Genomic DNA, 21,896 nt, shown 5'->3' with positions numbered 1-21,896 from the left:
TGGTGCATGATGGACGCGATAACGTGACATCGGCTGGAGACGGAGAGGACGGAGGCCGACGTGGCCCTGACGCGCCAGAAGATTGTCGATACGGCCTTGGAAATTTTGCGCTCGTACGGTCTGGCCGATCTCTCGATGCGCAGGCTTGCGCGCGATCTCGGCGTGCAGCCCGGAGCGCTGTATTGGCATATTAAGAACAAGCAGGAACTGCTGGTGGTGTTGGCCGAGCGAATCCTGGAGCCAGTAGAAGTGGGTGACGCCGGCGGCGACCCGGAGGGCGCCGTGCGGCGGTCCGCGCAGGATCTGCGCGCGGCGCTGCTTGCCGTGCGCGACGGCTCGGACGTCGTTTCCCTCGCGCAGGCGCTGGCGCCGGAGTCCCTCACCCCGCTGTATGGGATGACCGCGCTCTTGGCTGAGAGTGGACTGAGCGAGCTGCACGCGCGCTGGGGGGCGAAGAGCCTGACGCACTACATCCTCGGCGCGGTGGCGGAGGAGCAGACCCGGGCCGAGCTTGCCCGATCCGGCCTGCTGGAACCGGGCCCTGATTCCGACACTAACGGCGAAGCGTTCCTCTTCGGCATCAATACGCTGCTTGAGGGGCTGCAGATGCATCGGACGCGGTGATCCGAGTCCTGCCTTAGGGTCCGAGGGTCGAGCTCGCGGGTGATGCAGGAGGCGATGTTGCTCAGCTGCGGCTGGAGCCTCTCCGACAAGTTCGCGACAATGCGCCGCGCATTAAAGGATGTACAGATTTATGTTCATCCTCCACTGCCGAAACTAGGCTGGCATTATGCTCGATGAGCTGAAGGCTGCTGCAGGCCAACTGAATGTTCAGCCGGACGTTGACGTCCTGACCGTAGCTGAGGCTCGCGCCGCCTTGCCGGCAACGTTGCGGCACTTCCGAACCGTCCCGGGTGCGCGCCCCGTACTGGTTGGATCCCATCGAAAAGCTGATGCCGCGATTGTGCCGATCCGCCTCTACCGCAGCATGGACGCGGACCGGGTCGGTGAATCGATGCCGTTGCTCGAACTCCTCAGACAGCGGCGCCGGTTGATTTCCCGCCTGGCCACACTCAACCGAATTGAGGCTGTCGCAGTCTTCGGGTCGGCCGCCCGCGGAGAAGAAAAGCCGGACAGCGACCTGGATCTAGTGGTCGATCCGCAGGATGCCGCGAGTCTGTTCGATTTGGCGCAGTTCGCCGAGGATATGGAGCAGCTGGTCGCCCGCCCGGTGGATGTCATCTCCCGCCGTGGGCTCGATCCCCGCCGCGACGCGACGATCCTGGCCGAAGCTGTGCCACTGTGACAGACCTTCCCAATCGCACGCAACGATGGCTGGCAGACCTGGCGGTCAACCTGGATCTGGCGGCCGAGCTCGTGAACCGGGGCCGCGAAGCGTTCGACTCCGATCCGGCGCTTCGTCTGGCCTTTGAGGCTTTGTGCAACCGTGTCGGAGGCCTGTGCAAGAGGCTCGTTACCGCGGATTCCGTGACCTTTCCGAGCCGCTCTGGCGGCAGGCGGCCAGGAACAGGGACTTTATCGTGCACCATTATGACCGCGTCGATGAGCAGGCACTGTGGGTGACGGTGTCGGTTGGTTTTCCGGAGCTGCGCGATCGGCTCGGCAGGATAGCCTCGCGGCCAAGGGAGCACTGACCGCGGAGGCCTGCCACAGGGTTCATTTGGTCATCGAGCGGTGGGCCTCGGGCAGCGGGACTTTCTTTTCGCCCTTGAGCGCGCCTTCCATTGTTTCCTTCCAGACCGGGGCGGCGACTTCGGAGCCGGTCAGGTCGGTGTACGTGTTGCCGTAGGCCGTGAGACGGGTGAGCGGGTACTCCGCCCCGCCGCGGGGATCACCAAGCCAGACGGCGGTCATGAGCTGGGGAGTTCCGCCCACAATCCAGTTGGCTGCGAAGTCGTTCGTCGTTCCGGTCTTGGCGCCGGCTTCCCGGTTGCCCTCGAGTTCAATGCGCGGTCCCAGGGTGCCCCTCGGGTTGAAGGGCTCCTTGAGCACGTCCGCGACGGTGTCCGCGACCTTGGGATCGATGGCGTCGCGGCAGCCGGGGTCCGGCACCGGCAGCTCTTCATCGGTGTCGGTCCGGACTGCCTTGATGACCGTGACCGGGTTGCACACCGTGCCGTCACTCATGAAGGCGGCGTAGGCGTTGGCCATTTCCAGCGGGGTGACTTCGTAGGCACCGAGGGCGATGGAGCCTTCCCTGCCGCCCAGCTTCTCGGGGTCGATAGAGGTGATGCCCAGGGTGTTGGCCATCTTGGCGGCATTGACGACGCCGACGCGCTCCACGAGGCGGATGAAGTAGATGTTCACCGAGGCGCGGATAGCCTGGTACGCATTGATGACGCCGTAGTCCTCGTTGTCGTAGTTGATGTACCCGCCCCGCGGATTGTCCAGGCTGCGCGAGCGGTAGGGCCCGTCGGCCCGGAACTTTTGGGACGTGGGGATGCCCTGCTGGAGGGCGGCGGCGAGCACGATCGGCTTCATGGCCGAACCGACCTGGAAGGCGTGCTTGGCGTAGACAACCTGGGTCTTGCCGTCCCCCTTGCCCCAAACCCGGTTCTGCGCGATGGCGACCACATGACCGGTGCCCGGCTGCACGATGGCGGTTCCCAGGGCTGCGCGGTTGTCGTTGCCGAGCGCCCGCTCGACTGCCTTTTGGGCTGCGTCGGCAGCCTTCCGGTTCAGCGCCGTTGTCAGCCTCAGCCCGCCTACGTAGAAGCGCTCCTGCCGGGCGTCGGGCGTCTTGCCGAAGGCCGGGTTGCTCAGGATTTCTTCCCGGACGACCTCGCAGTAGAACGGATACTTGGACCCGCCGCAGCTGGACGGCACGGAGCCGCGCTTGACCCCAAGCGGGGCCTCGCGGACGGTCTGCGCCTCGCGGGCGGACAGGACTCCCTCCTGTTCCAGCACCTTGACCACGGTGTTCCGCCGCGCGCTGGCGGCATCCGGCTGGGTGAACGGGTCGTACGCGGCCGGCGCCTTGAGCAGGCCGACCAACAGGGCGGACTGCGCGTGGTCGAGTTTCGCCGCCGTTGTGCTGAAGTAAACGCGGGCCGCAGCCTCGACGCCGTAGGCCCGGTTGCCGAAATAGACCGCGTTCAGGTAGCGCGTGAGGATCTCGTCCTTGGGCAGCTGCTTTTCCAGAGCGACGGCATACTTCATCTCGCGGAGCTTGGCGTTATAGGTATCGCCGACGGCGACCTTGTCTTCCTCTTCATTGCGGGCATGGTTGACCAGGATGTTCTGCACCAGTTGCTGGGTAATGGTGGAAGCTCCTTGGACGTCGTTGCTGGTGACGTTGTTGATCAGCGCGCGGGTGATGCCGAGGGGATCGACTCCGCGGTGTTCATAGAAGCGGGCATCCTCCGTGCTGATCAGGGTCTCCTTGAAGGCCTCCGACACCTGGTCCAGCTCAACGTCGATCCGGTTCTCACTGTAGAGCCGGGCGAATTCCTTACCGTCCTTGTCCAGCAGGACGGTGTGCTGCGGCAGCGGGCGCTCCATCGGCAGATCGGTCGGCAGCTCTTGCCACATGTCCAGGACGGAATTGCCGACGACGGAAACGCCCACCGCCGCAGGTGCGACGATCGCCCCGGCCCCTAGGGCCGCCACGGCAACGCTCACCAGCCACAAGTCGAGGCGCCGACGCCGGAGCTTCTTCTTCGGACGACGGGCAGACGCCATCAGTTCGTCGAAATCGACCTGTTGAAACCTGTTTCGTCGAAAGGGCCACATGATGCGTTATGCGGGAAATCCAGGTGACGGATGCATCCGCGCGCAGCCTTCGGGCGGGGCGTTGGGGAGCATTTCCTGACGATGGATCCCACACCCCTCCTTCCCCGCAATGGAGCAGTAGAGAAAATGGTAGAAGCTCAAAACCCCGTTCGGTAGAGGCTGGCCTACCCTGTTTTGGCCAGGGGAGGGGGCACCGTTGTGGAGCGCTGCTGCAGGATGGCCGAGGCGCCGGATATGGTGGCCACGAACAGCCATTTCCTGACCGAAGGAGAAACATGCAGCGCGACGTGCAGACCGGTTTCGTGGACCAACAGGCGGCAGGCGGGCGCCCTGCCGCGGTGGCCACCGTACAGATCGACAACGACCGGGTGACGGTGACCGAGTGGCGGTTTCCTCCCGGCGCGGAAACCGGTTGGCACGTGCATCCCCTGGACTATGTCGTGGTCCCCATGAGCACCGGTGCCCTGACCTTGGAGACCCGCGAGGGGAAATCGACCAGCGAGTTGACCGCAGGCGTGTCCTACACACGCGAGGCGGGCAGTGAACACAACGTCGTCAACGAGTCCGACGACGACTTTGTGTTCGTTGAGATTGAGTTGAAGTAGACAGTCGACAGTAGCCCGGCCGACGGGCGGTCAGCCGCCGACCACGTGCGCGTCGATGAGGACGGGGCCGCTGGCAGTGAGTGCTTTTTGGTAGGCGGCTTCGAATTCTTCGCGGGTGCTGGTGTGTTCGGCGGGGACGCCGTAGCCCTCGGCGATGGAGACGAAGTCGATGCCGCCGACCTTGAGCCCGGGGACGTCGGGCACGCCCATGCGCTGGGCGAAGCCGGCGAGGGCGCCGTAGCCGGAGTTGTTGACGATGACGAACACGGTCCGTGTCTGCCGTTGCGCTGCGGTGTAGAGGGCGGTGATGCCGTAGTTCGCGGAGCCGTCGCCCACGGTCGCGACGATCGTCTTCGCCGGGTCGCCCAGGGACATGCCCACGGCCGCCGGCAGGCCGAAGCCCAGGCCGCCGGAGGCCGGGAAGTGGTACATCCCCGGCCGGTCGATCGCGATGCGTTCGAGGTAGTCCAAGTCCAGGGTGGTGGTTTCGTTGACGTAGGCGACGGTGTCGTTGACGTGGGTGTTGAGGACTTCGAGGATTTCGGTGCCGGTCATGCCGTCCGGGGAGGTCTTGGCCGCGGGCAGTTGCCGGGAGCCGGGTTCGCCGCGCCGCCTGCCGCGGTCCCTCACGCCGTTGGCCAGGGTTTTGGCCGCGCCTGCCACGTCGGCGACGACGGACCGGCCGAACGGTGCCCGGGTCGCCTCGCGCGGGTCCTGGGTGAGGTGGATGATGCGGGTTCCTTCTTCGAGATAGTTGCTCGGTTCCCAGCGGTGGTACCTGAACAGGGCGGCGCCGAGGACGAGCACGACGTCGTGGCCGGCGAGCCGGTCGCGCACGGACTTGATGCCCGGGACCAGGACCGCCTCGAAGTTCGGGTGGGTGGTCGGAAACGGGCCCCGGGAGGGGGAAGGGGCGACATAGACGGAGGCGTCGGCCTTCTCCGCCAGGGCTACCACGGCATCGAACACGCCCGGGTCCTCGACCGCTGCCGCGTCTACCTGCGGGCCGACGACCAGGGCCGGGTTCTTGGCGCCGTCGATCGCGGCGATCAGTTCCCGGGCCAGGTCCTCGGTGAGGCCGCCGGCGGTGGCGACCGAGCGGTCGGTGAGCAGGGCGTCGTCGTCGAGGGCGGGCTCGGCCCAGTCATCGAGGGGGACCGAGACGTAGACCGGTCCGCGGGGCTGGGTGCAGGTTTCGAACACGGCCTGGGACAGGGTGCGCGGCACGTCGGCGGCGGCCAGCGGTTCGTGCGCGTACTTGACCAGCGGCGCCGGCAGGGCGGAGGCGTCGGCGCTGGCGAGCATCGTCTCCTGGCCGACGGTGCGGCGGACCTGCTGGCCGGCGAGGATGACCATCGGGATGTGCCCGTAGTGGGCGTTGGTCAGGGCGCCCATGGCGTTGCCCGACCCGGAGGCGGCATGCAGGTTTACCAGCGCCGGCCGTCCCGTTGCACGGGCGTAGCCTTCGGCCATGCCCACGACCACCTGCTCGTGCAGTCCGAGGACGAAGTCGAAGTCCCCGCCCAGGCCGGCGAGGAACGGAAGCTCGTTCGACCCGGGATTGCCGAAAATCGTGGTCATCCCGTGTGCGCGGAACATCTCCAGCGTCGCCTCGAGAACCGTCTTCTTTATCTCCGTCACTCGTCTGCTCCTCAACTTCGCGAACCAGGCGGTCATTCCTAGTGACCGGCCGCGCCGGCCGGCGTCATGCCCTTGGACGCAGCCTATGTGCAGCGAATCACTAAATCCAACAAGCGGTTTCCGGGCTTCCTGAAAGCCTGCCCCCGGTCAATAGCAGCGGTATCGTACGCATGCGAGGCAACAAGACGGCCCGGACGCGATAGCGTGGACGCGTGATGGTCCGGGCGGTTCGGACCCGAAAGGAGCAGCATCGTGTCCATCGTCGTCATCAACGCGCTCAAGGTCCCCGAGGGCTCGGGCACCGAATTGGAGGCGCGCTTCGCCGCGCGCAAGCACGCCGTCGACTCCGCTCCGGGGTTCGAGGGCTTCCAGCTTCTGCGTCCGGTCGCGGGCGAAGACCGCTACTTCGTGTACACACAGTGGGCCACGCGTGAGGACTTCGAAAACTGGCGCGATAACCGTGCGCCACGCGATCACGGCTCGAAGACCCCGGTTGCCAGTGGTTCAGAGCTGCTCGAGTTCGAGGTTGTAGAGCTCGCCGACTGACAACAGTGGTGGGCCCGCCGCGCTCCGGGTCACAGGACTTGCGGCTGGGTGGAACCGATGCTGCCCCGTTTAGGGAGCTTCGGGACCTACAGGGCTTCCGCTAGAAGATCCGCGGGATGAGGATCTCCCAGCGTAGTCGCGCATCCGGACCAGTCCGGTCATGCCGCCCAGAACGAGGAGGCCCGAGGCCAGGGCCGCCAGAACAATGGGGGACAAGGCCCCGTAAGCCAGTCCAAAGCCGGCGGACCCCAGCGCCTGTCCAATGGCCAGCGCGATAAAGAGCCACGAGGTCCCTGCTCCGGCACTCCCGGGCCACACGCTGCGCGCCCAGAGGATGAGCACGCCGGACAGGCTCATGTAGCCGGCACCGAAGACGGCCATGCCGGCATAAGCGACCCAAGCGCTGCCGGTGGCTACTGATACCGAGACCCCTGAAGTGGCGATGGCCAGGACGATGGCGAAGAAGCACCATGCGGCCCGCATGCCCATGCGCCGGACCAAAGCCCCGGTGAGTATGCCGAGGACCCCGCCCAGACCCAAGGCGATCCACAGCCATCCGACCCGAGCGGCAGCCACGGAACCGGCATCCGTAACCAGCAACGGCCCAAACGTCCAGACCAAGGCCGAGCCGGCGCCTGCAATGACCGCGGCCCCGACGGGGACGATGAGAAGATGCCACGGGCCGTGACGACGTTCGGGGCTCGTAGCCGGCGCGGAGGCTGGGTGGGAAGAGGTGCCAAGATCCGCCCGTGCCCGGACGGGATACCACGCCGCGACCGCCGCCGCCGCGCAGACCAGCGCCATGAGCACCCATGCCCCGGCAATCGAAGCGGCCACCGAGGCGACTATGCCGGCTCCCACCACCCCGACCGCCGTTCCGGAGTTCACCAGGGACTGTGCTGTCGCACTGGTGCGGCGTGCAACGAGCGCGTCAATAACCGGCACCAATGCGGGTGAGGCGAAGCCCCCGCCCATGCCGCCGACGAAGACAGCCGCCACGAACATGCCCGGAGCTGAGGCAACAGCCACTCCGAAGCAGCCTAGGGCCGCAGTGCCTCCGGCGAGAAGGAGGCCGGCCCGAGGAGCGCGGTCGACGAATCGGGTGGCCGCGACGGCGGCCACCGAATAGGAGGTGAACTGCGCAGCCGCAGCCCACCCCAGTACTTCGGTAAGTTCCGGCCGTTGCGCGGCCAAGAGCGGAGCGAAGAGGCCGACCCCGAACCGGGCCATGCCATAGGTGGCCGCGATCAACAACATTCCGGCTAGCGCCACGCCAAGGCCGGAGCTGGCTCGGCGACCCACCATGGTCCTGCCCATGACCCGGCACCTCCAGCCATAACGCCCGTTTCGCCATAACGATCGTTATACTAGCCCCATGGCTGACTCCCTGACTACCCGCGACCGCATCCTGAATGCCGCCGAAATGCACTTCTTCCAAGAAGGCATTGCCGTTACGGGCGTGGACCGCGTAGCCGCATCGGCCGGGGTGGCGATCGTGACCCTGTACAAGCACTTCGGTTCCAAGGACAACCTCCTGCGTGAGGTACTGTCCCGCCGACTCGAGGCTTGGACCCAGCACTGGGACGACGCCGTAGGGGCCGCTACATCCGCGGAGGCAAGGCTGTTCGCGGTTTTCGATGCCGTCGGGTCCTTCCGTGCGGCGGCGAACCCAACCCAGTGGTGCAGTTTCCTGGCCACAGCCTCGGAACGCCCGACGCCCAAGGACGGAGAAGCCGATCCGGTCTTCGCACTGATTCGCCAGGACACGCGGATGGTCACCGAGCGGCTGGCGCGGCTGGCGCGGGAAGCCGGGTGCCCCGACCCGGACTCCGTCGCCTCCGCGCTGCTGCTGCTCTACAACGGCGTCCTCAGCAGCCTGCTGCGGGGAGCCCCGGCCGATCCGGTGACGCATGCCCGCAATGCTGCCCGCATGATCATCGAGTCGGGGATAGGTCCGGAGCAATCCGCCCGGTCATAGGAGCAAGCTTCCGTTATCGTTAGGGCATGCCCGAGATGCCCGAAGTGCAGGGACTCGTCGACTTCCTGCGGCTGAAGCTCATCCCACCCGGCGCCCCGCCGGCCCAGGTGGCCAAGGTGGAGGTGCTGTCCTTTTCCGTGTTGAAAACGGCCGACGTGCCGCCGGAGATGATGGCAGCCGAGCCGGTGTCCGCGGTGACGCGGCGCGGCAAGTTCATCGTCATCACCGCGGGGCAGACGCACCTGGTGATGCATCTCGCCAAGGCCGGGTGGCTTCGCTGGTCGGATGCGCTGAAGCCCGAACCGCTGCGGCCCGGCAAGGGCCACATTGCGCTGCGCATGCGGTTCGTCGCGGCCGATGGCGCGGGTCAGCCCGGGTTCGACCTGACCGAAGCGGGCACGAAGAAATCGCTGGCCGCCTACGTGGTCAAGGACCCGATGGATGTGCCGGGCATCGCCCGACTGGGACCTGACGCGCTCGACGTCGACCACGCGGCTTTTGCGCGCATGCTCGCCTCGCACTCGGGGCAGATCAAGGGGCTGCTGCGGGACCAGTCGGCCATTGCGGGTATCGGTAACGCCTACAGCGACGAAATCCTGCACGCGGCGAAACTGTCCCCGTTCGCCAACGCCTCGAAGCTGGACGCCGAGGACGTGGAGCGGTTGTTTTGGGCGATGCACCAGGTGCTCGAGTCGGCGATTGACCACGCCTCCGGCCGTCCGGCCAGCGAGCTGAAGGATTCCAAGCGCAAGGCCATGCGCGTGCACGCCCGAACCGGCGAGCCCTGCCCGGTGTGCGGGGACACGGTCAGGGAAGTGTCCTTCGCGGATTCCTCGCTGCAGTACTGCCCCAGCTGCCAGACCGGCGGGAAGCTGCTGGCCGACCGGCGGATGTCCAAGTTCCTCAAGTGAACCTGCTGCGTCCGGTCCTCCTACCCTAGATATTTGGTGTTCCTTGATGGGTGGTTCCTCCGACCGCGGTAAGTTCAAGGGGACAACGCGTACCGCGGGAGAAGAGGGGGCATGGTCACTGAACCATACGAGGCAATCCCTCGAGCCACTGGCTTTGGTTTCGGGTTACACCACATTCAGCTCGCACTGCCGCCGGGTGGTGAGGATGATTGCCGAAATTTTTACGTGGAAGTCCTTGGGCTCACGGAGATTCAAAAGCCACCGATTTTGGCTGCGCGTGGTGGGCTGTGGGTGCGCGCCGATAACTTAGAGATTCATCTGGGAGTCGAGGAGAATTTCCGTCCTCAGCGGAAGGCACATCCGGGGATCCTCGTGCAGGACATCGATGCACTGGCCCGGCGGATAGAAGCTCATGGGCATGTACCCGACTGGGATGACAATTTTCCTGGAATGCGCCGGTTCTACCTATGGGACAACAACGGTAATCGACTCGAATTCCTCTCGCCTCATAGCGGGTAGCAAGAGCAATCAAAGGGGTTGTGCTGTCGAGCACCAGCTTGATCCTCAGTAGTAGAAGTTGGGACAGCTGTCACAACCAGCGGGTGGCGGAAGCATTGCTTGCTTCCGCCACCCTCGCTGCACCACTGATCAGGCGTGCGCCGCGCCGGATCCGGCTGCCGCCGTCGTCGTTGTTTCCGCAGCAAAGCTGCCGCGGATGAGGTCGGCGCAGCGTTCGCCGATCATCATGACGGTCAGGTTCGGGTTAACGGTCACGTGCTCGGGCATGACCGATGCGTCAGCGACGCGCAGGCCGGTGACGCCCTTGACCCGCAGCTCCGAGTCCAGCGGCGACATGGCGTCGTCGTCCGGGCCCATGCGCACGGTGCCGACCGGGTGGTAGACGGTGTTGTGCGTCTTGCGGATGTAGTCCTGCAGCTCTTCGTCCGTCTGCGCTTCGATGCCCGGTGACAGTTCCCGGCCGGCCCACTCGGCCATCGCCGGCTGCGCGGCAATCTCTCGGGCCTTGCGGATGCCGGCCACCATCACGCGCATGTCGTGGCCCTCGGGGTCGGTGAAGTACCGGGGATCGACCATGGGCTTGTCGCGGAAGTCGCGGCTGCGCAGCCGGACCGTGCCGCGGGAGCGGGCGTGCGTGACGTTCGGGGTCAGGCTGAAGCCGTTCTCCGTGGTGGGGTAGCCGTGCCGCAGGGTGTTCATGTCGAACGGCACCGAACCGTAGTGCATCATCAGGTCCGGCCGGTCCAGGCCCTCCTCGGTGGGCGTGAAGATGCCAATCTCCCACCACTGGGTGGAGGTCTCAACCATCGGCTGCTTCGCCTCGAACTGGACCACGCCCTCGGGGTGGTCCTGCAGGTGTTCGCCGATGCCGGGGGAGTCGACCAGGACCTCGATGCCGTGCTCCGCGAGGTGCGCGGCCGGGCCGATGCCGGAGAGCATCAGCAGCTTCGGCGAATCGATGGCGCCGGTGGACAGCACCACCTCGCGGCGCACGGACAGCCGGTGCGTCCGGCCGAAGGCCGAGTCCACGATGTCCACGCCGGTGCAGCGCTTCTCCGCGTCGAACACCAACTGGCGGGCGCGCAGGCCGGTCAACAGGGTGAAGTTCTCGCGCTCGATGATGGGGTGGATGTAGGACACCGAGCTGGAGGAGCGGGTGCCGTCGGACCGGCTGTTGATCTGGAAGAAGTTGGCGCCGTTGACCACGGTGGTGCCGTCGTTGAACTTGGCCCGCGGGATGCCGGCCTGTTCGCAGGCATCCAGCAGTGCGACGCCGGTCGGGTCGGCCGGCGGGACGTTCATGACGTGCACGGGGCCGGAGTCGCCGTGGTGCGGGGCGTCGGGGCCGGCGTCCTCGTTGGTCTCCAGCCGCTTGTACAGCGGGTAGGCGGCCTCGGCGTTCCAGCCGGTTACGCCGTGCTTGGACTCCCACTCGTCCAGGTCCTCGCGCGGGGCCCAGAAGGCGATGCAGGAGTTGTGGCTGGAGCAGCCGCCCATGACCTTCGCCCGGGAGTGGCGCATGAAGGAGTTGCCGTTCTCCTGAGGTTCGATCGGGTAGTCCCAGTCGTAGCCGGATTCGAGCAGCTCCATCCAGCGGTCCAGCTGCAGGACCTCGGGCACGCCGCGGTCGTCCGGGCCGGCCTCGACTAGCGCCACGGATACCGCGGGGTCTTCGCTCAGGCGGGCGGCGACGGCGGCGCCGGCGGATCCCCCGCCGACGACGATGTAGTCGAATTCCCGGTCGATGAGGTTCTCGACGTTGTCGATGTGCATCAGTTCTCCTTGCCGTGGTCAGCGAACCAGCCGGTCACCTGCGGGCTGGTGTTCTGGTAGATGTGCTTGGCTTCCTGGTACTCGGCCAAACCGGTGGGGCCGAGTTCGCGGCCGACGCCGGACTGGCCGAAGCCGCCCCATTCGGCCTGCGGGAGGTAGGGGTGGAAGTCGTTGATCCAGATGGTGCCGTGGCGCAGCCGGCCGGCCACGCGCTGGGCCTTGCCGGCGTCCTGGGTCCAGACGGCTCCGGCCAGGCCGTAAATGGTGTCGTTGGCCGTGGCCACGGCCTCGTCCTCGTCGCGGAACGTCTCCACGGTCACCACCGGGCCGAAGGCCTCGTCCACGACGACGGACATCCCCCGCTCCACGCGGTCCAGAACGGTGGGCAGGTAGTAGAAGCCGTCGTCGTACTCGGAGCCCTCGGGGGCGGCGCCGCCGCAGCGCAGCCGCGCGCCCTCCTCCACGCCGCGCTTCACGTAGGCGTCCACCTTCTCCCGGTGTGCCGCCGAAATCAGCGGACCGGTTTCCGCGGCCTCGTCGAACGGGCCGCCCAAGCGGATGCCCTCGGCGCGGCGGACGAGCTCGTCCACGAAGCGCTCCGCGATCGACTCCTCGACCAGCAGGCGCGCGCCGGCGGAGCAGACCTGCCCGGAGTGGACGAAGGCTGCGTTCAGCGCGTTGTCGACGGCGGCGTCGAAGTCCGCATCGGCGAACACCACGTTCGGGTTCTTGCCGCCGAGCTCCAGTGCCACCTTCTTCACGGTGCCGGCGGCGGCCGCCGCGACCACCTTGCCGGTCACCAGGCCGCCGGTGAAGGAGACAAGGTCGACGTCGGGGTGCTCGGAGAGCGGGGCGCCCGCCTCCGCGCCGGGGCCGGTGACCAGGTTCGCGACGCCGTCGGGGAGGCCCAGGTCCTTGAGCAGTTCCATGGTCAGGATTGCCGTGGACGGGGTGAGCTCGGCGGGCTTGAGCACGAAGGTGCAGCCGGCGGCCAGCGCGGGCGCGATCTTCCACGCCGCCTGCAGCAGCGGGTAGTTCCAGGGCGTGATCATGCCGCAGACGCCCACCGGCTCGTGGACGATCCGGCTGACGACGGCGGGGTCCCCGGCGTCGACCACGCGGCCGGCCTGCTGCGAGGCGATCTTGCCGAAGTACTCGAAGCAGGCGGCGATGTCGTCCATGTCGATGCGGCTTTCGACGATCCGCTTGCCGGTGTCCAGCGACTCGGCCCGGGCGAACTCCTCGCGGCGCTCGCGCAGCCCGGCGGCCACCTTGAGCAGGAAGTCGCCGCGCTCGGGCGCCGGGACCGCGGCCCAGACGCCGGAGTCGAAGGCGGCGCGGGCCGCGGCGATGGCCCGTTCGGTGTCGGCCCGGCCGGCCTCGGACACGGTGGCGACGACCTGGCCGTCGGCGGGGTTGCGGATCTCGCGGGTGGCGCCGGAGGCGGCCGTCTCCCAGGCGCCGTTGATGAACAAGGTGGAGGCGGTTGTGGTCATGGTGTCTCCTTCGGAAGTGCGGCGACGGGTTCGTCGACGGTGTCGTAGTCGGTTTCCCAGTCCGCCTTGGGCGGAACGTTTTCCGCGGCGGTGCTGTAGGGCAGGGTGGCGCGGTGCTGGTGCAGGAACTCGAGGTGCACCTCGTAGTGGTCCAGCACGTCCGCGATGACCTCGTCCTTGCTGTACCCCATGAGGTCGTAGCCGTGGCTGCCCTCGAGCGAGAACACCTCGATCCGGTAGTACTTGCCGCCGGCGGCGGAGGAGCGCGCGTAGGACGGGACGTCGTTCTGTACCGGGTAGATCTGGTACTTGAAGGTGCGTTCGCCGTCGAGCTCCACGCAGAGGTCGGCGGTGTCGATCCCGAAGGCCTCCACGGTGCTGGTCTTCAGCGTGGCTTCCAATCCGCGGGCGGCGAGGTCGGCGCGGACGTCGGACAGCGCGGGAACGGCGACCTCGGACACGAAGCGCTGGGCCTGCCGGCGGCCCGGGTAGTTCATGGCCCGCGCCAGGCGCTGGCGCCAGCCGCGCCGGCCGTCAGCCCCGTGCGGCACGTTGGTGCGGGAGTTGAGCACGGCGTGCAGGCCGGCCTGGTAACTGTCCGCCAGTGCGGTCTCCAGCCGCAGCGCCTTGTACAGGCCCAGCATGATGAAGACCAGCACCACCGAGAACGGCAGGCCCATGATCACGGTGGCGCTCTGCAGCGTGGGCACCCCGCCCACCAGCAGCATCGCCAGGGTCAGTAGGCCGGTGGCGACGGACCAGAAAACGCGCAGCCACTTGGGGCCGTCGGAATCGGCGTCCTTGAGGTATGAGGTGAAGTTGCTCATCACGAGGGCACCCGAGTCGGCGCTGGTGACGTAGAACAGCAGCCCGGTAAAGGTGGCGATCGCGGCGCTGAGCGGGGCCATCGGGTACTGCTCCAGCAGACCGTAGAAGGCGCGCTCCGGCTGGCTCATGGCCACCTCGCCGAAGGCGGTGTTGCCGCTCATCACGATCTCAAGGGCGCTGTTGCCGAAGATCGAGATCCACAGCAGGATGAACGCGAACGGCACCACCAGCACGCCGATGACGAACTCGCGCAGCGTGCGTCCCCGTGAGATGCGCGCCAGGAACAGGCCCACGAAGGGCGCCCAGGCGATCCACCAGGCCCAGAAGAACAGCGTCCAGCCGTTCAGCCAGTCGTCCGGCCGGTCGTAGGCGAAGGTGTCCAGGGCCATCGACGGGAAGCGGGAGAGCGTGTCGCCGATGTTGGTCACGATCCCGTCCAGCAGGTAGCGGGTGGAACCGGTGATCAGGATGAAGACCATCAGGGAGATCGCCAGGACGACGTTGAGTTCGGACAGCCGGCGGATGCCCTTTTCAATCCCGGTGAGCACCGAAATCGTCGCCATCAGCACCGCGACGGCGATCAGGGCGATCTGCACCACCGTGTTTTCCGGGATGCCGAACTGGAAGCTCAGGCCGTAATTGAGCTGTGCGACGCCGATGCCCAGGCTGGTGGCAATGCCGAAGATGGTGCCGAGCATGGCGGCAATATCGACGGCGTGTCCCACCGGCCCGTGGATGCGCTTGCCCAGGATCGGGTAGAGCGCCGAGCGGATGCTCAGCGGCAGGTTGTGCCGGAAGGCGAAGTAGCCCAGTGCCAGCCCCATCAGGGCGTAGAGACCCCAGCCGAGGATGCCGTAGTGGAACAGGGTCCAGACCATGGCCTGCCGGGCGGCTTCGACGGTGGAGCCGTCGCCCGTGGGCGGTGCCAGATACTGGGTGACCGGCTCCGCGACCGAGAAGAACATCAGGTCGATGCCGATGCCCGCTGCGAAGAGCATCGCGGTCCAGGTGAAGATGTTGAAGGTGGGGCGCGAATGGTCCGGCCCCAGCCGCGTCTTGCCCACGCGCGAGATGGCCACGAAGAGGACAAAGACGAGGACTGCGACGACGATCAGCGAGTACCACCAGCCGAAGGTCTCGCCCACCCATGCGACGGCGGTTCCGATCACCGCATCTGCCGACTCCCGGTCCAGGATGGCCCACAGCGCGATGCCGAGGACACCAGCCGCGGAACCGATGAAGACGGTCCAGTTGACCCGCGTCCGCGGCTCGGGTGCGGCGGCGGTGCCGGCGGGAGGCTCCGGCGGGGCGGCTCCGGGCACCGGGCGCTTGCTGTGTTCATCGTCGAGCGTGGGCTCGCCGGTTTCGGGCGGCGTACTCATATCGGTCTCGTACCTCGCATCGTAGGAGTGCTGGTCGCGGTCTCGCTGTTGTCTTCGCCGGGTGAGGGCAACTCTCGACGCTAGCAAGAGCAGGAATTAACCCCGCCTGCGCGCGTATAGCACATGGAGTAAGTGAGGAAGATTACTTGATTAAGTGGGGAGACTCACGCCTATTCCCCCGCGTGTTCTGTTTACGGGAGGGTATGGGAGGTTCGGGCGCGCCCCAGGAAGGGGTGACTGTCACGCGCCGTCGTCGTAATACTGGCTGTTCATCCCGTACTCGGGGTCCTGCTCTGAGCGGATCATCCGGTGGTCTTCGGGGTGGTCCAGGCAGGGGCTGGTGAAGGAGAGGACGACGGCGCCAACGCCGCCGGCCACGTGGTGGGCGGCGGTGGCGCCGAGGTCGCCGTTCCGGAAGTAGAGCGTGCGGACGTCGCCGGTTTCGGCGGTAGCCTCGTTCATTTGCTCCCAGCCATGTGCGGTCAGGTAGCCGGCGGCGGCGTCGAGGGCGGCGTTGGCCTGGTCCGCGTCGGCGACCTTGCCGGTGGCGCGGGCGATCCAGGCGGTCTGGGTCTGCGGTTGTTCGTCCTCGGGGCGCAGGCAGGTTTGTTCGCGCAGCAGGTTGATCTTCAGGTCGGCGGCGGTGGACGCCTCCGCGATGGCCTGGGGGAGCAGCTGCTCGAGCTGGCGGCCGTAGTCCTGCGACGTCGGTTGTATCTCCTGCGGCTGGTTTTCCTGCGGCATGGCGCAGCCTCCTAAAATGACGGCGGAAAGGGCGGCAGTCGCGGTGAGGGCGGCGGCGAAGCCGGGGCGCCGCCGTCGTTCTTCGCCGCGCGGGCGGGCCGGGCGGTGCCAGGGGGAGCGAGCCCGCATGTTCATTTCTCCAGACTTTCGACCGTCACGGTTTCAAGGTTGCCATATGCGTAGTCCTCGGGATTCTGCTCGAGCGGACTGGTGATGAGCGGGCCGTAGGGGGAGTAGGTCTGCTGGATCCGGTTCTCGACGAACGGGCTGACGCTCGTGTCTTCGACGACGCCCTGGATGTTGGTGGCCGAGGTGGAGCCGGGCCAGAAGTAGTCCGTGTGCCCGTCCATCAGCGAGCCGGGGTCCTCCGGCTTGAGGAATCCGGTCTCGAGCCGGACCGGGTCCATGGCGGTGGGGCTGCCGCCGCGCCAGAACGAGGCTCCGTGGTAGCCGCCGCCGAGGATCTGGGCCGCGCTGATCGGGTCGTCGCGGGTCTGCAGCCAGTAGCGGTGGGCATCGGGGTTGGCGGTGTCCGCGGGACTGCCCACGTTGTGCCCGGTGCCGGCCGGTGCGACGTAGACGATGTTGGTGGAATCCAGGCCCTCGCGTTCGGCGGTGCCCAGCAGCGAGCCGCCGGCGCTGTAGCCGATGTACGTGGTGCGGGCGTCGGGCCGGGTCTCAAGGTCGAGGGCGTGGTCGAAGGCGGCCAGCAGTGGCCCGCCCTGCTCGTTGAACGAGGTGGTGATGTTGTCGGGGACCTCATCCGGCAGGTCGGTTCCCTGCCAGTAGAAGGAGACCGTGCCGGCGGCCGGTTCGCCGTTCACGGCGTCGAGCCGGCGCGAGTATGCCTCCAGTTGGCCAAGGTCCGCGCCGGTGCCCGGGACCAGGGCGGCCACGGTCCTGGTGTCCGGCATCAGCGTGCCGTTCATGGTAACGATCCGGCCGTCGCCCTCCAGGCTGACCAGGATCACCTGGGAGTGATGGCCGACGGCGTAGTCCAGTCCCGTTTTCAGCGTTGCCAGCCGGTCGTGTTCGGACTGCCAGGTTTCGAGGTCGGCGGTGTACTGCCGATAGGCCTGCTGGTAGACCATCCGCGGGTGGCCCGGCTGATTCCCCGCGGCCACGAGGTAGTCATTGAGGTCGGGCTGTGGCCCCAGCTGTGCCTGCCGGGTCGCCACTGTTTCGCGGTAGCCGGCGGCGGTGACGGTGTTGGCGCGGATCCGGCCGGCGAAGGGGATGCCGTTCAGGCCGCCGAACACTGCCGGGTAGAGCAACAGCAGCCGTTCCTGCTCGGACGGCGCCAAGGTGAGCCAGGCCTCGCGGATTCCCGCGATCCCGCCCTCGGTCAGTGCGGCGTCGCCGGCCATCGCCTCCGCCATGACGGCCTCGGCCGAGCCGGGCATCCGCCACGCGGGGAGCTTGTTGGCGGCCAGCAGGGCGGCGCCCTCGGGGTTGGCCGCGGCCCAGGCCCGCAGTTCCGCGTCCGTGAGGCCGGCCAGGGATGGCAGGTATGACTGCGGCGTCAGCGGACCGAACCGCTCGTCGAGCCCGCTGGTGAAGTGAGCCCATGGCGGGGATGACGGAGCGGCGGCGGCAGCGGCCAGCAGCGGGGTGGGCGGCAGCGAGCCGACGGTTCCGCCGCTGATGGCCCGCAGAACCGCGGTGGTTTCCGTGGTCAGCGCCTGCCAGTCGGCCCGCAGGGAGCGGACGCGTCCGTTGAAAGCCTCCGCCCGCTGCTCCGCTTGGTCCGCCTCGGCCCCCTCCTGTGACCCGGCGCCGTTCAGTTCCCTCGCCAGACCGGGGCGTGCCGCCGCGAGTTCTTCGGCCTCTGCCTGCAGCGCCCGGCCCGAGGAGACGAAGGCCGTGACGGCTTCCCGGGCGGCGGCCAACGCTGCAGTCCATTCCTGCGAGGGACCCTCCAGCTCATCCAGGGCGGAATAAACCTCCAGCTCGGTGTCCGGCTGCTGATAAGCGACGCTCAGCCCTGCCCACGCAGCGCCGGCATCGGCCAGGTAGTTTGCCGCGGACGCGGCGCGCAAGGACATCTCCTGGACCGCATCGCCGAGCTGGTCCCAGGGGACGTTGATCTCCGGGACGCTGCCCAGCCGCACGGTCACGGCTGCGGCACCGGCCCGAAGCCGCGCGAGGTAAGGACGGCCGAGTGGCCGGCGTTCAGGGACTCGGCGAAAGCGGCGGCGTCGCCGGACATCCGTCCGTCCGCCTCGACGAACAGCTCGGCGGTTTCGGCGACCACCCGCGACTTGTTGTACACGAGGCTGGCCATCCTGTGGCCCACGTCCCGCCGCGGCGACCAGAACCCCGCGAACGCGTCGGCCACGTCCGTGGCGCTGCCGAACAACGACGCCGCCTCGTCGCCTGCCGCCGCCGTATCACCTGCCGCCTTGTCCAGCGACTGGCCGTCCGCGGCCACGTCCACCAGAACCATGTGGAGCTGCCTCGGATTGATCCGCCAGCTGCCCATCCCGCCGCCCTCCCGCTTAACCGTTTCTCTCACACTGTCCCATGCGGCAACGCGAAACTGAATGGGGACGACTACCCATGGTTTATCGATTTGGCACTCGCGGCGGCTTTGCGGCCAGGAACCTCTGGCCCCCGAAGCAGGGCGGGGACATACTGGGGCTCCTTGCTGAAACGTGAACGGGGGAAACTGCATGGAACGTCCGGAACAGTGGGGGGCCGCCAGCCGGCCGACTGGACCCGAAACCTTGTATTCGCCGCTCATGGAATTCGATCCGGGCCAGCTGTCGTGGCGGAACCAGCCCGCGCCCGCCGCGGAGCGCATCGGCCGCAGCTACAACGGAATTCGCGCAGTGGTCGTCATCGTCCTGTTACTGGTCGGTTTCGGACAGTCATTGATGCTCATCTCGACGATGCCGAGCGTCGCTTTAGGCGACGCTCCCGCTCAGTTGCCGGTCGCCGTCGTCCTTGCGTTGGCCTGTTTCCTGGGCCTTGGTGCGATTGGCAGGCACTGGGGTGTTGCGGCGCCGAAAAAGGTTGCCCGGCAACTGGTCTTCGGTGAGGGCGGCGCGGCCCTGTCGGGCGGATGGTCCCGCTTTAGGCGGGAGGACATCGCTAAAGGTGCAGAAGGTGAGCGGTGGACGGCGCAGGCGCTGGAGACACTGCTGGCCATCCCCGGGACCCGGATCTTCCACGGGCTGCGGTTCCCGGGCAGCCACGTGGCGGACATCGACCACGCCGTCATCAACGGGGACCGGGTGGTTTATATTGACTCCAAGTTCTGGAAACCCGGGCAATACCAGTGGATCGACCGGGAGACGTTGGCCTCCGTCCATCCGCGCGGGTTCAAGCGGCGGACCATTCACATGGACGTTGTGCAGACCCATCGGCGCACCGCCAGGGTGGCGGCCGAGGTAGCCTGCCACGTCATTGCCCATGCGAACGCCCCGGGCCCGCTCACGTTCACGCCGGGGCACCAGATTTCTCCCACGGGCATTCCCATCACGGGGGTGCAGGCCGGCGTCGACGGGATCGGCCACTGGCTGCTGCAGGGGCAGAAAGTGGGAACGGTGAACCGCTACGCGTTGGCGAGGCTGCTGGCCATGCAGAAGAAAGCATCGGCCGGTGCCGGTGCCGGTGCCGGTGCCGGTACCCGCCCGACCGAACGCGGGCACCGGCGCTGATCTTCCAGCGGGCGGGGGCGCGTGGACAGGGGCCTGACGAGACGGCGAACGACGGCCGCCGCGCTGTCTGCGACCGGGCTCAGGTTGCCCGGGCCGGACCAGCTGCGGCGGCCGTCGTGTTGTGGCAGGGGAGCTTTAGCTGTCGCTGACCGTAAAGCGGGTCTGCCGGTGCTCGGGCTTCTCGATCTCGTCCAGGATGGCGACGGCCATCGTGCCGGTGGTGGTGTGTGATTCGCCGTCGCCGGCAAAGAGGAGCCGGTCTGCGCCCAGCACCGGGGCGGTGGCGTCGCCGGGCGTGAACAGCGCCGAGGGGGACACTCCGACCCAGTCGACGTCCGTGACGCCGCGCAGGTATTCGAGTTCCTTCAGTTGGTTCTCCGGGATGGAGATCCACGCCTCGGCGCCGGGGATGTTGCGAATGTCCTCGACGAACAAGTGGTTGTCGTCGCCGGTGGTCAGGCTGCCGGCGCCCAGAATGAAGACCAGGCGGGGAGTGGTTTCCCCGGCGAGTTCGACCAGCGAGCGGGCCAGGTCCACGTGGCGGTAGGCCTCGTGCGGAGCCGTGCCGAAGGCATTGACGACGACGTCGAAGGCGGCGATGTCCTCAGCGTCGAGGGAGAAGGCATCGCGTTCCAGCACCGCGGCGTCCGCGCCCAGGACGTCCGCGGCCTTGGCGGCGCTCCGGACGATGGCCGTTGTCTGGTGGCCGCGTTTGGCCGACTCGTGGAAGAGGGCGCGTCCGGCGTTGCCCGTGGCTCCGATGATTCCGATTTTCATGCTGTCCTTACGTTGGCTGGATGTCTCTCAAAAGGCTTAGCCTCCGCTTGGTGCAATCGATTGAAGCATCAACTTATTCCGGCGCACGTGTCGCCTCGGCGACGCACCGCCGGTCCGCGGCCCGCCGTCGTCGTTAGGCGGTCAGGTGTGGGTACTCTTCCGAGCGGTTCTGGAAGGCGAGGACTGCCGGGTTGGCGATGACGCCGTCGCGGATTTCGATGGCCCGGCTGATCGTCTCGTCCCCGAGCCAGCTGTCGGGTCCGCTCATGACGGTGCGCAGGAACGGGATCAGGGCCGTGCTGATCTCCCAGGTCGCGGAATTCCACAGGTACGACGGCGTGTGGTCCACGGCGTAGTAGCTCACGTGGTCGCCGACCTCGAAGGTGGGTTCGGCAAACGTCGTCATCTTCGCCCAGCTGAAGCCCATGCCTTCATCGCAGGAGACATCGACGATCAGGCTGCCCGGCCGGAAGCCGTCCAGATCCGCCTCGTCGAGGTAGATCAGCGGGTTGTTGGGGTCCTGCAGGGTGCAGTTGACCACGATGTCCCGCTCCGCGAGGAACGGGGCCAGCGGCACCCGTCCGTCGTCGGTGATGACGTGACTGAGATGCGGGGCAGTAGCGTCGTGGTCGAACTGCGTGATCCGCGCCGAGTGGATCGGGGATCCGACGGCGGCCGCCGCGCGGTTGGTCAGGACCTGGACGTCGTGGATGCCGTGCGCGTTCAGCGCGGTGACCGCGCCGCGGGCGGTGGCGCCGAAACCAATGACGACGGCGGTGAGCGGGCGGCCGTAGTCGCCGGTGGATCCTGCCAGTTCCAGTGCGTGCAGCACCGAGCAGTAGCCGGCCATCTCGTTGTTCTTATGGAAGACGTGGAGGGCGAACCTGCCGTCCGCGGCCCAATGGTTCATGGCTTCGAAGGCGATCAGCGTCAGCCGCTTGTCGATGGCCAACTGGGTGATGGCACGGTCCTGGACGCAATGCGGCCAGCCCCAGAGGATCTGGCCGTCACGGAGTTCCGCAAGGTCTTCCGGCTGCGGCTTGGGCAGCACCACGACGTCCGCTGCTTCGATGAGCTCCTGGCGCGGCGCGATCCGTCCCACCAGTTGTTCCAGGTGGGCGTCGGAAATGCCGAAGCGCTCGCCGTAGCCCTGTTCGAGGATGATCCGCTCGCGGAGGTCGGCGTCGAGGCGCTCGATGTGCGCAGGGTGGAGGGCCAGCCTGCGCTCATCGAGCTTGCGCGTCGTTGCCAGGACTCCGAGCGACAGCAGAGTCAAGAGCC

General features: G+C 67.4%; 20 protein-coding genes. 9 read left to right on the top strand and 11 right to left on the bottom strand.

Translation table 11 applies throughout. From position 1 onward, the window contains the following. The first annotated feature begins 60 nt into the window (after positions 1-60). From AC5RVS_RS01300 to AC5RVS_RS01290, 3 genes are all read left to right on the top strand, one after another. Positions 61-624, top strand: coding sequence for a TetR family transcriptional regulator (locus tag AC5RVS_RS01300; RefSeq protein WP_494106810.1), 564 nt, complete (start codon positions 61-63; stop codon positions 622-624). A gap of 166 nt (positions 625-790) precedes the next feature. Next, on the top strand, positions 791-1,306 hold the full coding sequence (locus tag AC5RVS_RS01295; protein WP_494106809.1) for a nucleotidyltransferase family protein: 516 nt from the start codon (positions 791-793) through the stop codon (positions 1,304-1,306). Positions 1,307-1,439: 133 nt separating this feature from the next. Continuing rightward, the gene (locus AC5RVS_RS01290; RefSeq protein WP_494106808.1) at positions 1,440-1,655 is read left to right on the top strand and encodes a HepT-like ribonuclease domain-containing protein; all 216 of its coding nucleotides are present in this window, start codon (positions 1,440-1,442) and stop codon (positions 1,653-1,655) included. Between the two features lie 22 nt (positions 1,656-1,677). On the opposite strand, the gene AC5RVS_RS01285 is transcribed toward AC5RVS_RS01290, so the two are convergent. Beyond that, positions 1,678-3,642: a transglycosylase domain-containing protein gene (locus AC5RVS_RS01285; protein ID WP_494106807.1), complete on the bottom strand. Its 1,965-nt coding sequence runs from the start codon at positions 3,640-3,642 to the stop codon at positions 1,678-1,680. A gap of 386 nt (positions 3,643-4,028) precedes the next feature. Between AC5RVS_RS01285 and AC5RVS_RS01280 the strand changes: the two genes are divergently transcribed. Continuing rightward, on the top strand, positions 4,029-4,358 hold the full coding sequence (locus tag AC5RVS_RS01280) for a cupin domain-containing protein (RefSeq protein ID WP_494106806.1): 330 nt from the start codon (positions 4,029-4,031) through the stop codon (positions 4,356-4,358). Between the two features lie 30 nt (positions 4,359-4,388). On the opposite strand, the gene mdlC is transcribed toward AC5RVS_RS01280, so the two are convergent. Then, positions 4,389-5,999, bottom strand: coding sequence for a benzoylformate decarboxylase (gene mdlC, locus AC5RVS_RS01275; protein WP_494106805.1), 1,611 nt, complete (start codon positions 5,997-5,999; stop codon positions 4,389-4,391). Positions 6,000-6,251: 252 nt separating this feature from the next. Between mdlC and AC5RVS_RS01270 the strand changes: the two genes are divergently transcribed. Beyond that, positions 6,252-6,545, top strand: coding sequence for an antibiotic biosynthesis monooxygenase family protein (locus AC5RVS_RS01270; protein WP_494075798.1), 294 nt, complete (start codon positions 6,252-6,254; stop codon positions 6,543-6,545). Between the two features lie 69 nt (positions 6,546-6,614). Here the strand turns inward: AC5RVS_RS01270 and AC5RVS_RS01265 are convergent, their stop codons facing one another. Further along, a complete protein-coding gene (locus AC5RVS_RS01265) occupies positions 6,615-7,862 on the bottom strand; it encodes an MFS transporter (RefSeq protein ID WP_494106804.1) in 1,248 nt (415 codons plus the stop codon). 58 nt (positions 7,863-7,920) lie between these two features. On the opposite strand from AC5RVS_RS01265, the gene AC5RVS_RS01260 reads away from it, so the two are divergent. The 3 genes from AC5RVS_RS01260 (at position 7,921) to AC5RVS_RS01250 (ending at position 9,953) form a co-directional block, all read left to right on the top strand. After that, entirely contained in the window at positions 7,921-8,523 is a 603-nt protein-coding gene (locus tag AC5RVS_RS01260; RefSeq protein WP_494106803.1) for a TetR/AcrR family transcriptional regulator, read from the top strand. Between the two features lie 26 nt (positions 8,524-8,549). Beyond that, positions 8,550-9,434 carry a DNA-formamidopyrimidine glycosylase family protein gene (locus tag AC5RVS_RS01255; RefSeq protein ID WP_494106802.1) on the top strand — a complete coding sequence of 295 codons (885 nt, stop codon included), beginning with the start codon at positions 8,550-8,552 and terminating at the stop codon, positions 9,432-9,434. Between the two features lie 111 nt (positions 9,435-9,545). Beyond that, positions 9,546-9,953, top strand: a complete 408-nt coding sequence (locus tag AC5RVS_RS01250; RefSeq protein WP_494106801.1) for a VOC family protein — start codon at positions 9,546-9,548, stop codon at positions 9,951-9,953. A 129-nt stretch (positions 9,954-10,082) separates the two neighbouring features. On the opposite strand, the gene AC5RVS_RS01245 is transcribed toward AC5RVS_RS01250, so the two are convergent. The 6 genes from AC5RVS_RS01245 to AC5RVS_RS01220 form a co-directional block, all read right to left on the bottom strand. Next, complete coding sequence (locus AC5RVS_RS01245) at positions 10,083-11,726, bottom strand: GMC family oxidoreductase (protein ID WP_494106800.1); 1,644 nt, start codon at positions 11,724-11,726, stop codon at positions 10,083-10,085. Further along, positions 11,726-13,222 (bottom strand): aldehyde dehydrogenase family protein, encoded by a 1,497-nt coding sequence (locus AC5RVS_RS01240; RefSeq protein WP_494106799.1) that lies wholly within the window; start codon positions 13,220-13,222, stop codon positions 11,726-11,728. The genes AC5RVS_RS01245 and AC5RVS_RS01240 overlap by 1 nt, the downstream gene beginning before the upstream one ends. Beyond that, on the bottom strand, positions 13,219-15,432 hold the full coding sequence (gene betT, locus AC5RVS_RS01235; protein WP_494106798.1) for a choline BCCT transporter BetT: 2,214 nt from the start codon (positions 15,430-15,432) through the stop codon (positions 13,219-13,221). Before betT ends, AC5RVS_RS01240 begins: the two co-directional genes overlap by 4 nt. A gap of 240 nt (positions 15,433-15,672) precedes the next feature. Then, a complete protein-coding gene (locus AC5RVS_RS01230) occupies positions 15,673-16,311 on the bottom strand; it encodes a hypothetical protein (RefSeq protein WP_494106797.1) in 639 nt (212 codons plus the stop codon). Beyond that, positions 16,308-18,293 carry an alpha/beta hydrolase gene (locus AC5RVS_RS01225; RefSeq protein WP_494106796.1) on the bottom strand — a complete coding sequence of 662 codons (1,986 nt, stop codon included), beginning with the start codon at positions 18,291-18,293 and terminating at the stop codon, positions 16,308-16,310. The genes AC5RVS_RS01230 and AC5RVS_RS01225 overlap by 4 nt, the downstream gene beginning before the upstream one ends. Then, positions 18,290-18,691 carry a hypothetical protein gene (locus AC5RVS_RS01220; RefSeq protein ID WP_493988680.1) on the bottom strand — a complete coding sequence of 134 codons (402 nt, stop codon included), beginning with the start codon at positions 18,689-18,691 and terminating at the stop codon, positions 18,290-18,292. The genes AC5RVS_RS01225 and AC5RVS_RS01220 overlap by 4 nt, the downstream gene beginning before the upstream one ends. Before the next feature lie 157 nt (positions 18,692-18,848). Here AC5RVS_RS01220 and AC5RVS_RS01215 point away from each other — a divergent pair, with 157 nt between their 5' ends. Further along, positions 18,849-19,838 carry a nuclease-related domain-containing protein gene (locus AC5RVS_RS01215; RefSeq protein ID WP_494106795.1) on the top strand — a complete coding sequence of 330 codons (990 nt, stop codon included), beginning with the start codon at positions 18,849-18,851 and terminating at the stop codon, positions 19,836-19,838. A gap of 135 nt (positions 19,839-19,973) precedes the next feature. Here AC5RVS_RS01215 and AC5RVS_RS01210 read toward each other — a convergent pair whose 3' ends face one another. Together AC5RVS_RS01210 and AC5RVS_RS01205 are read right to left on the bottom strand one after the other, a co-directional pair. Then, positions 19,974-20,615 (bottom strand): NAD(P)-dependent oxidoreductase, encoded by a 642-nt coding sequence (locus AC5RVS_RS01210; RefSeq protein WP_494106794.1) that lies wholly within the window; start codon positions 20,613-20,615, stop codon positions 19,974-19,976. A 133-nt stretch (positions 20,616-20,748) separates the two neighbouring features. Further along, complete coding sequence (locus AC5RVS_RS01205; RefSeq protein WP_494106793.1) at positions 20,749-21,891, bottom strand: N(5)-(carboxyethyl)ornithine synthase; 1,143 nt, start codon at positions 21,889-21,891, stop codon at positions 20,749-20,751. Positions 21,892-21,896: the final 5 nt, after the last annotated feature.

Source organism: Arthrobacter sp. Y3221048 (assembly GCF_059092685.1).
Note: the sequence above shows the minus strand (reverse complement) of the source record. Positions and strands in the feature narration are given on the sequence as shown.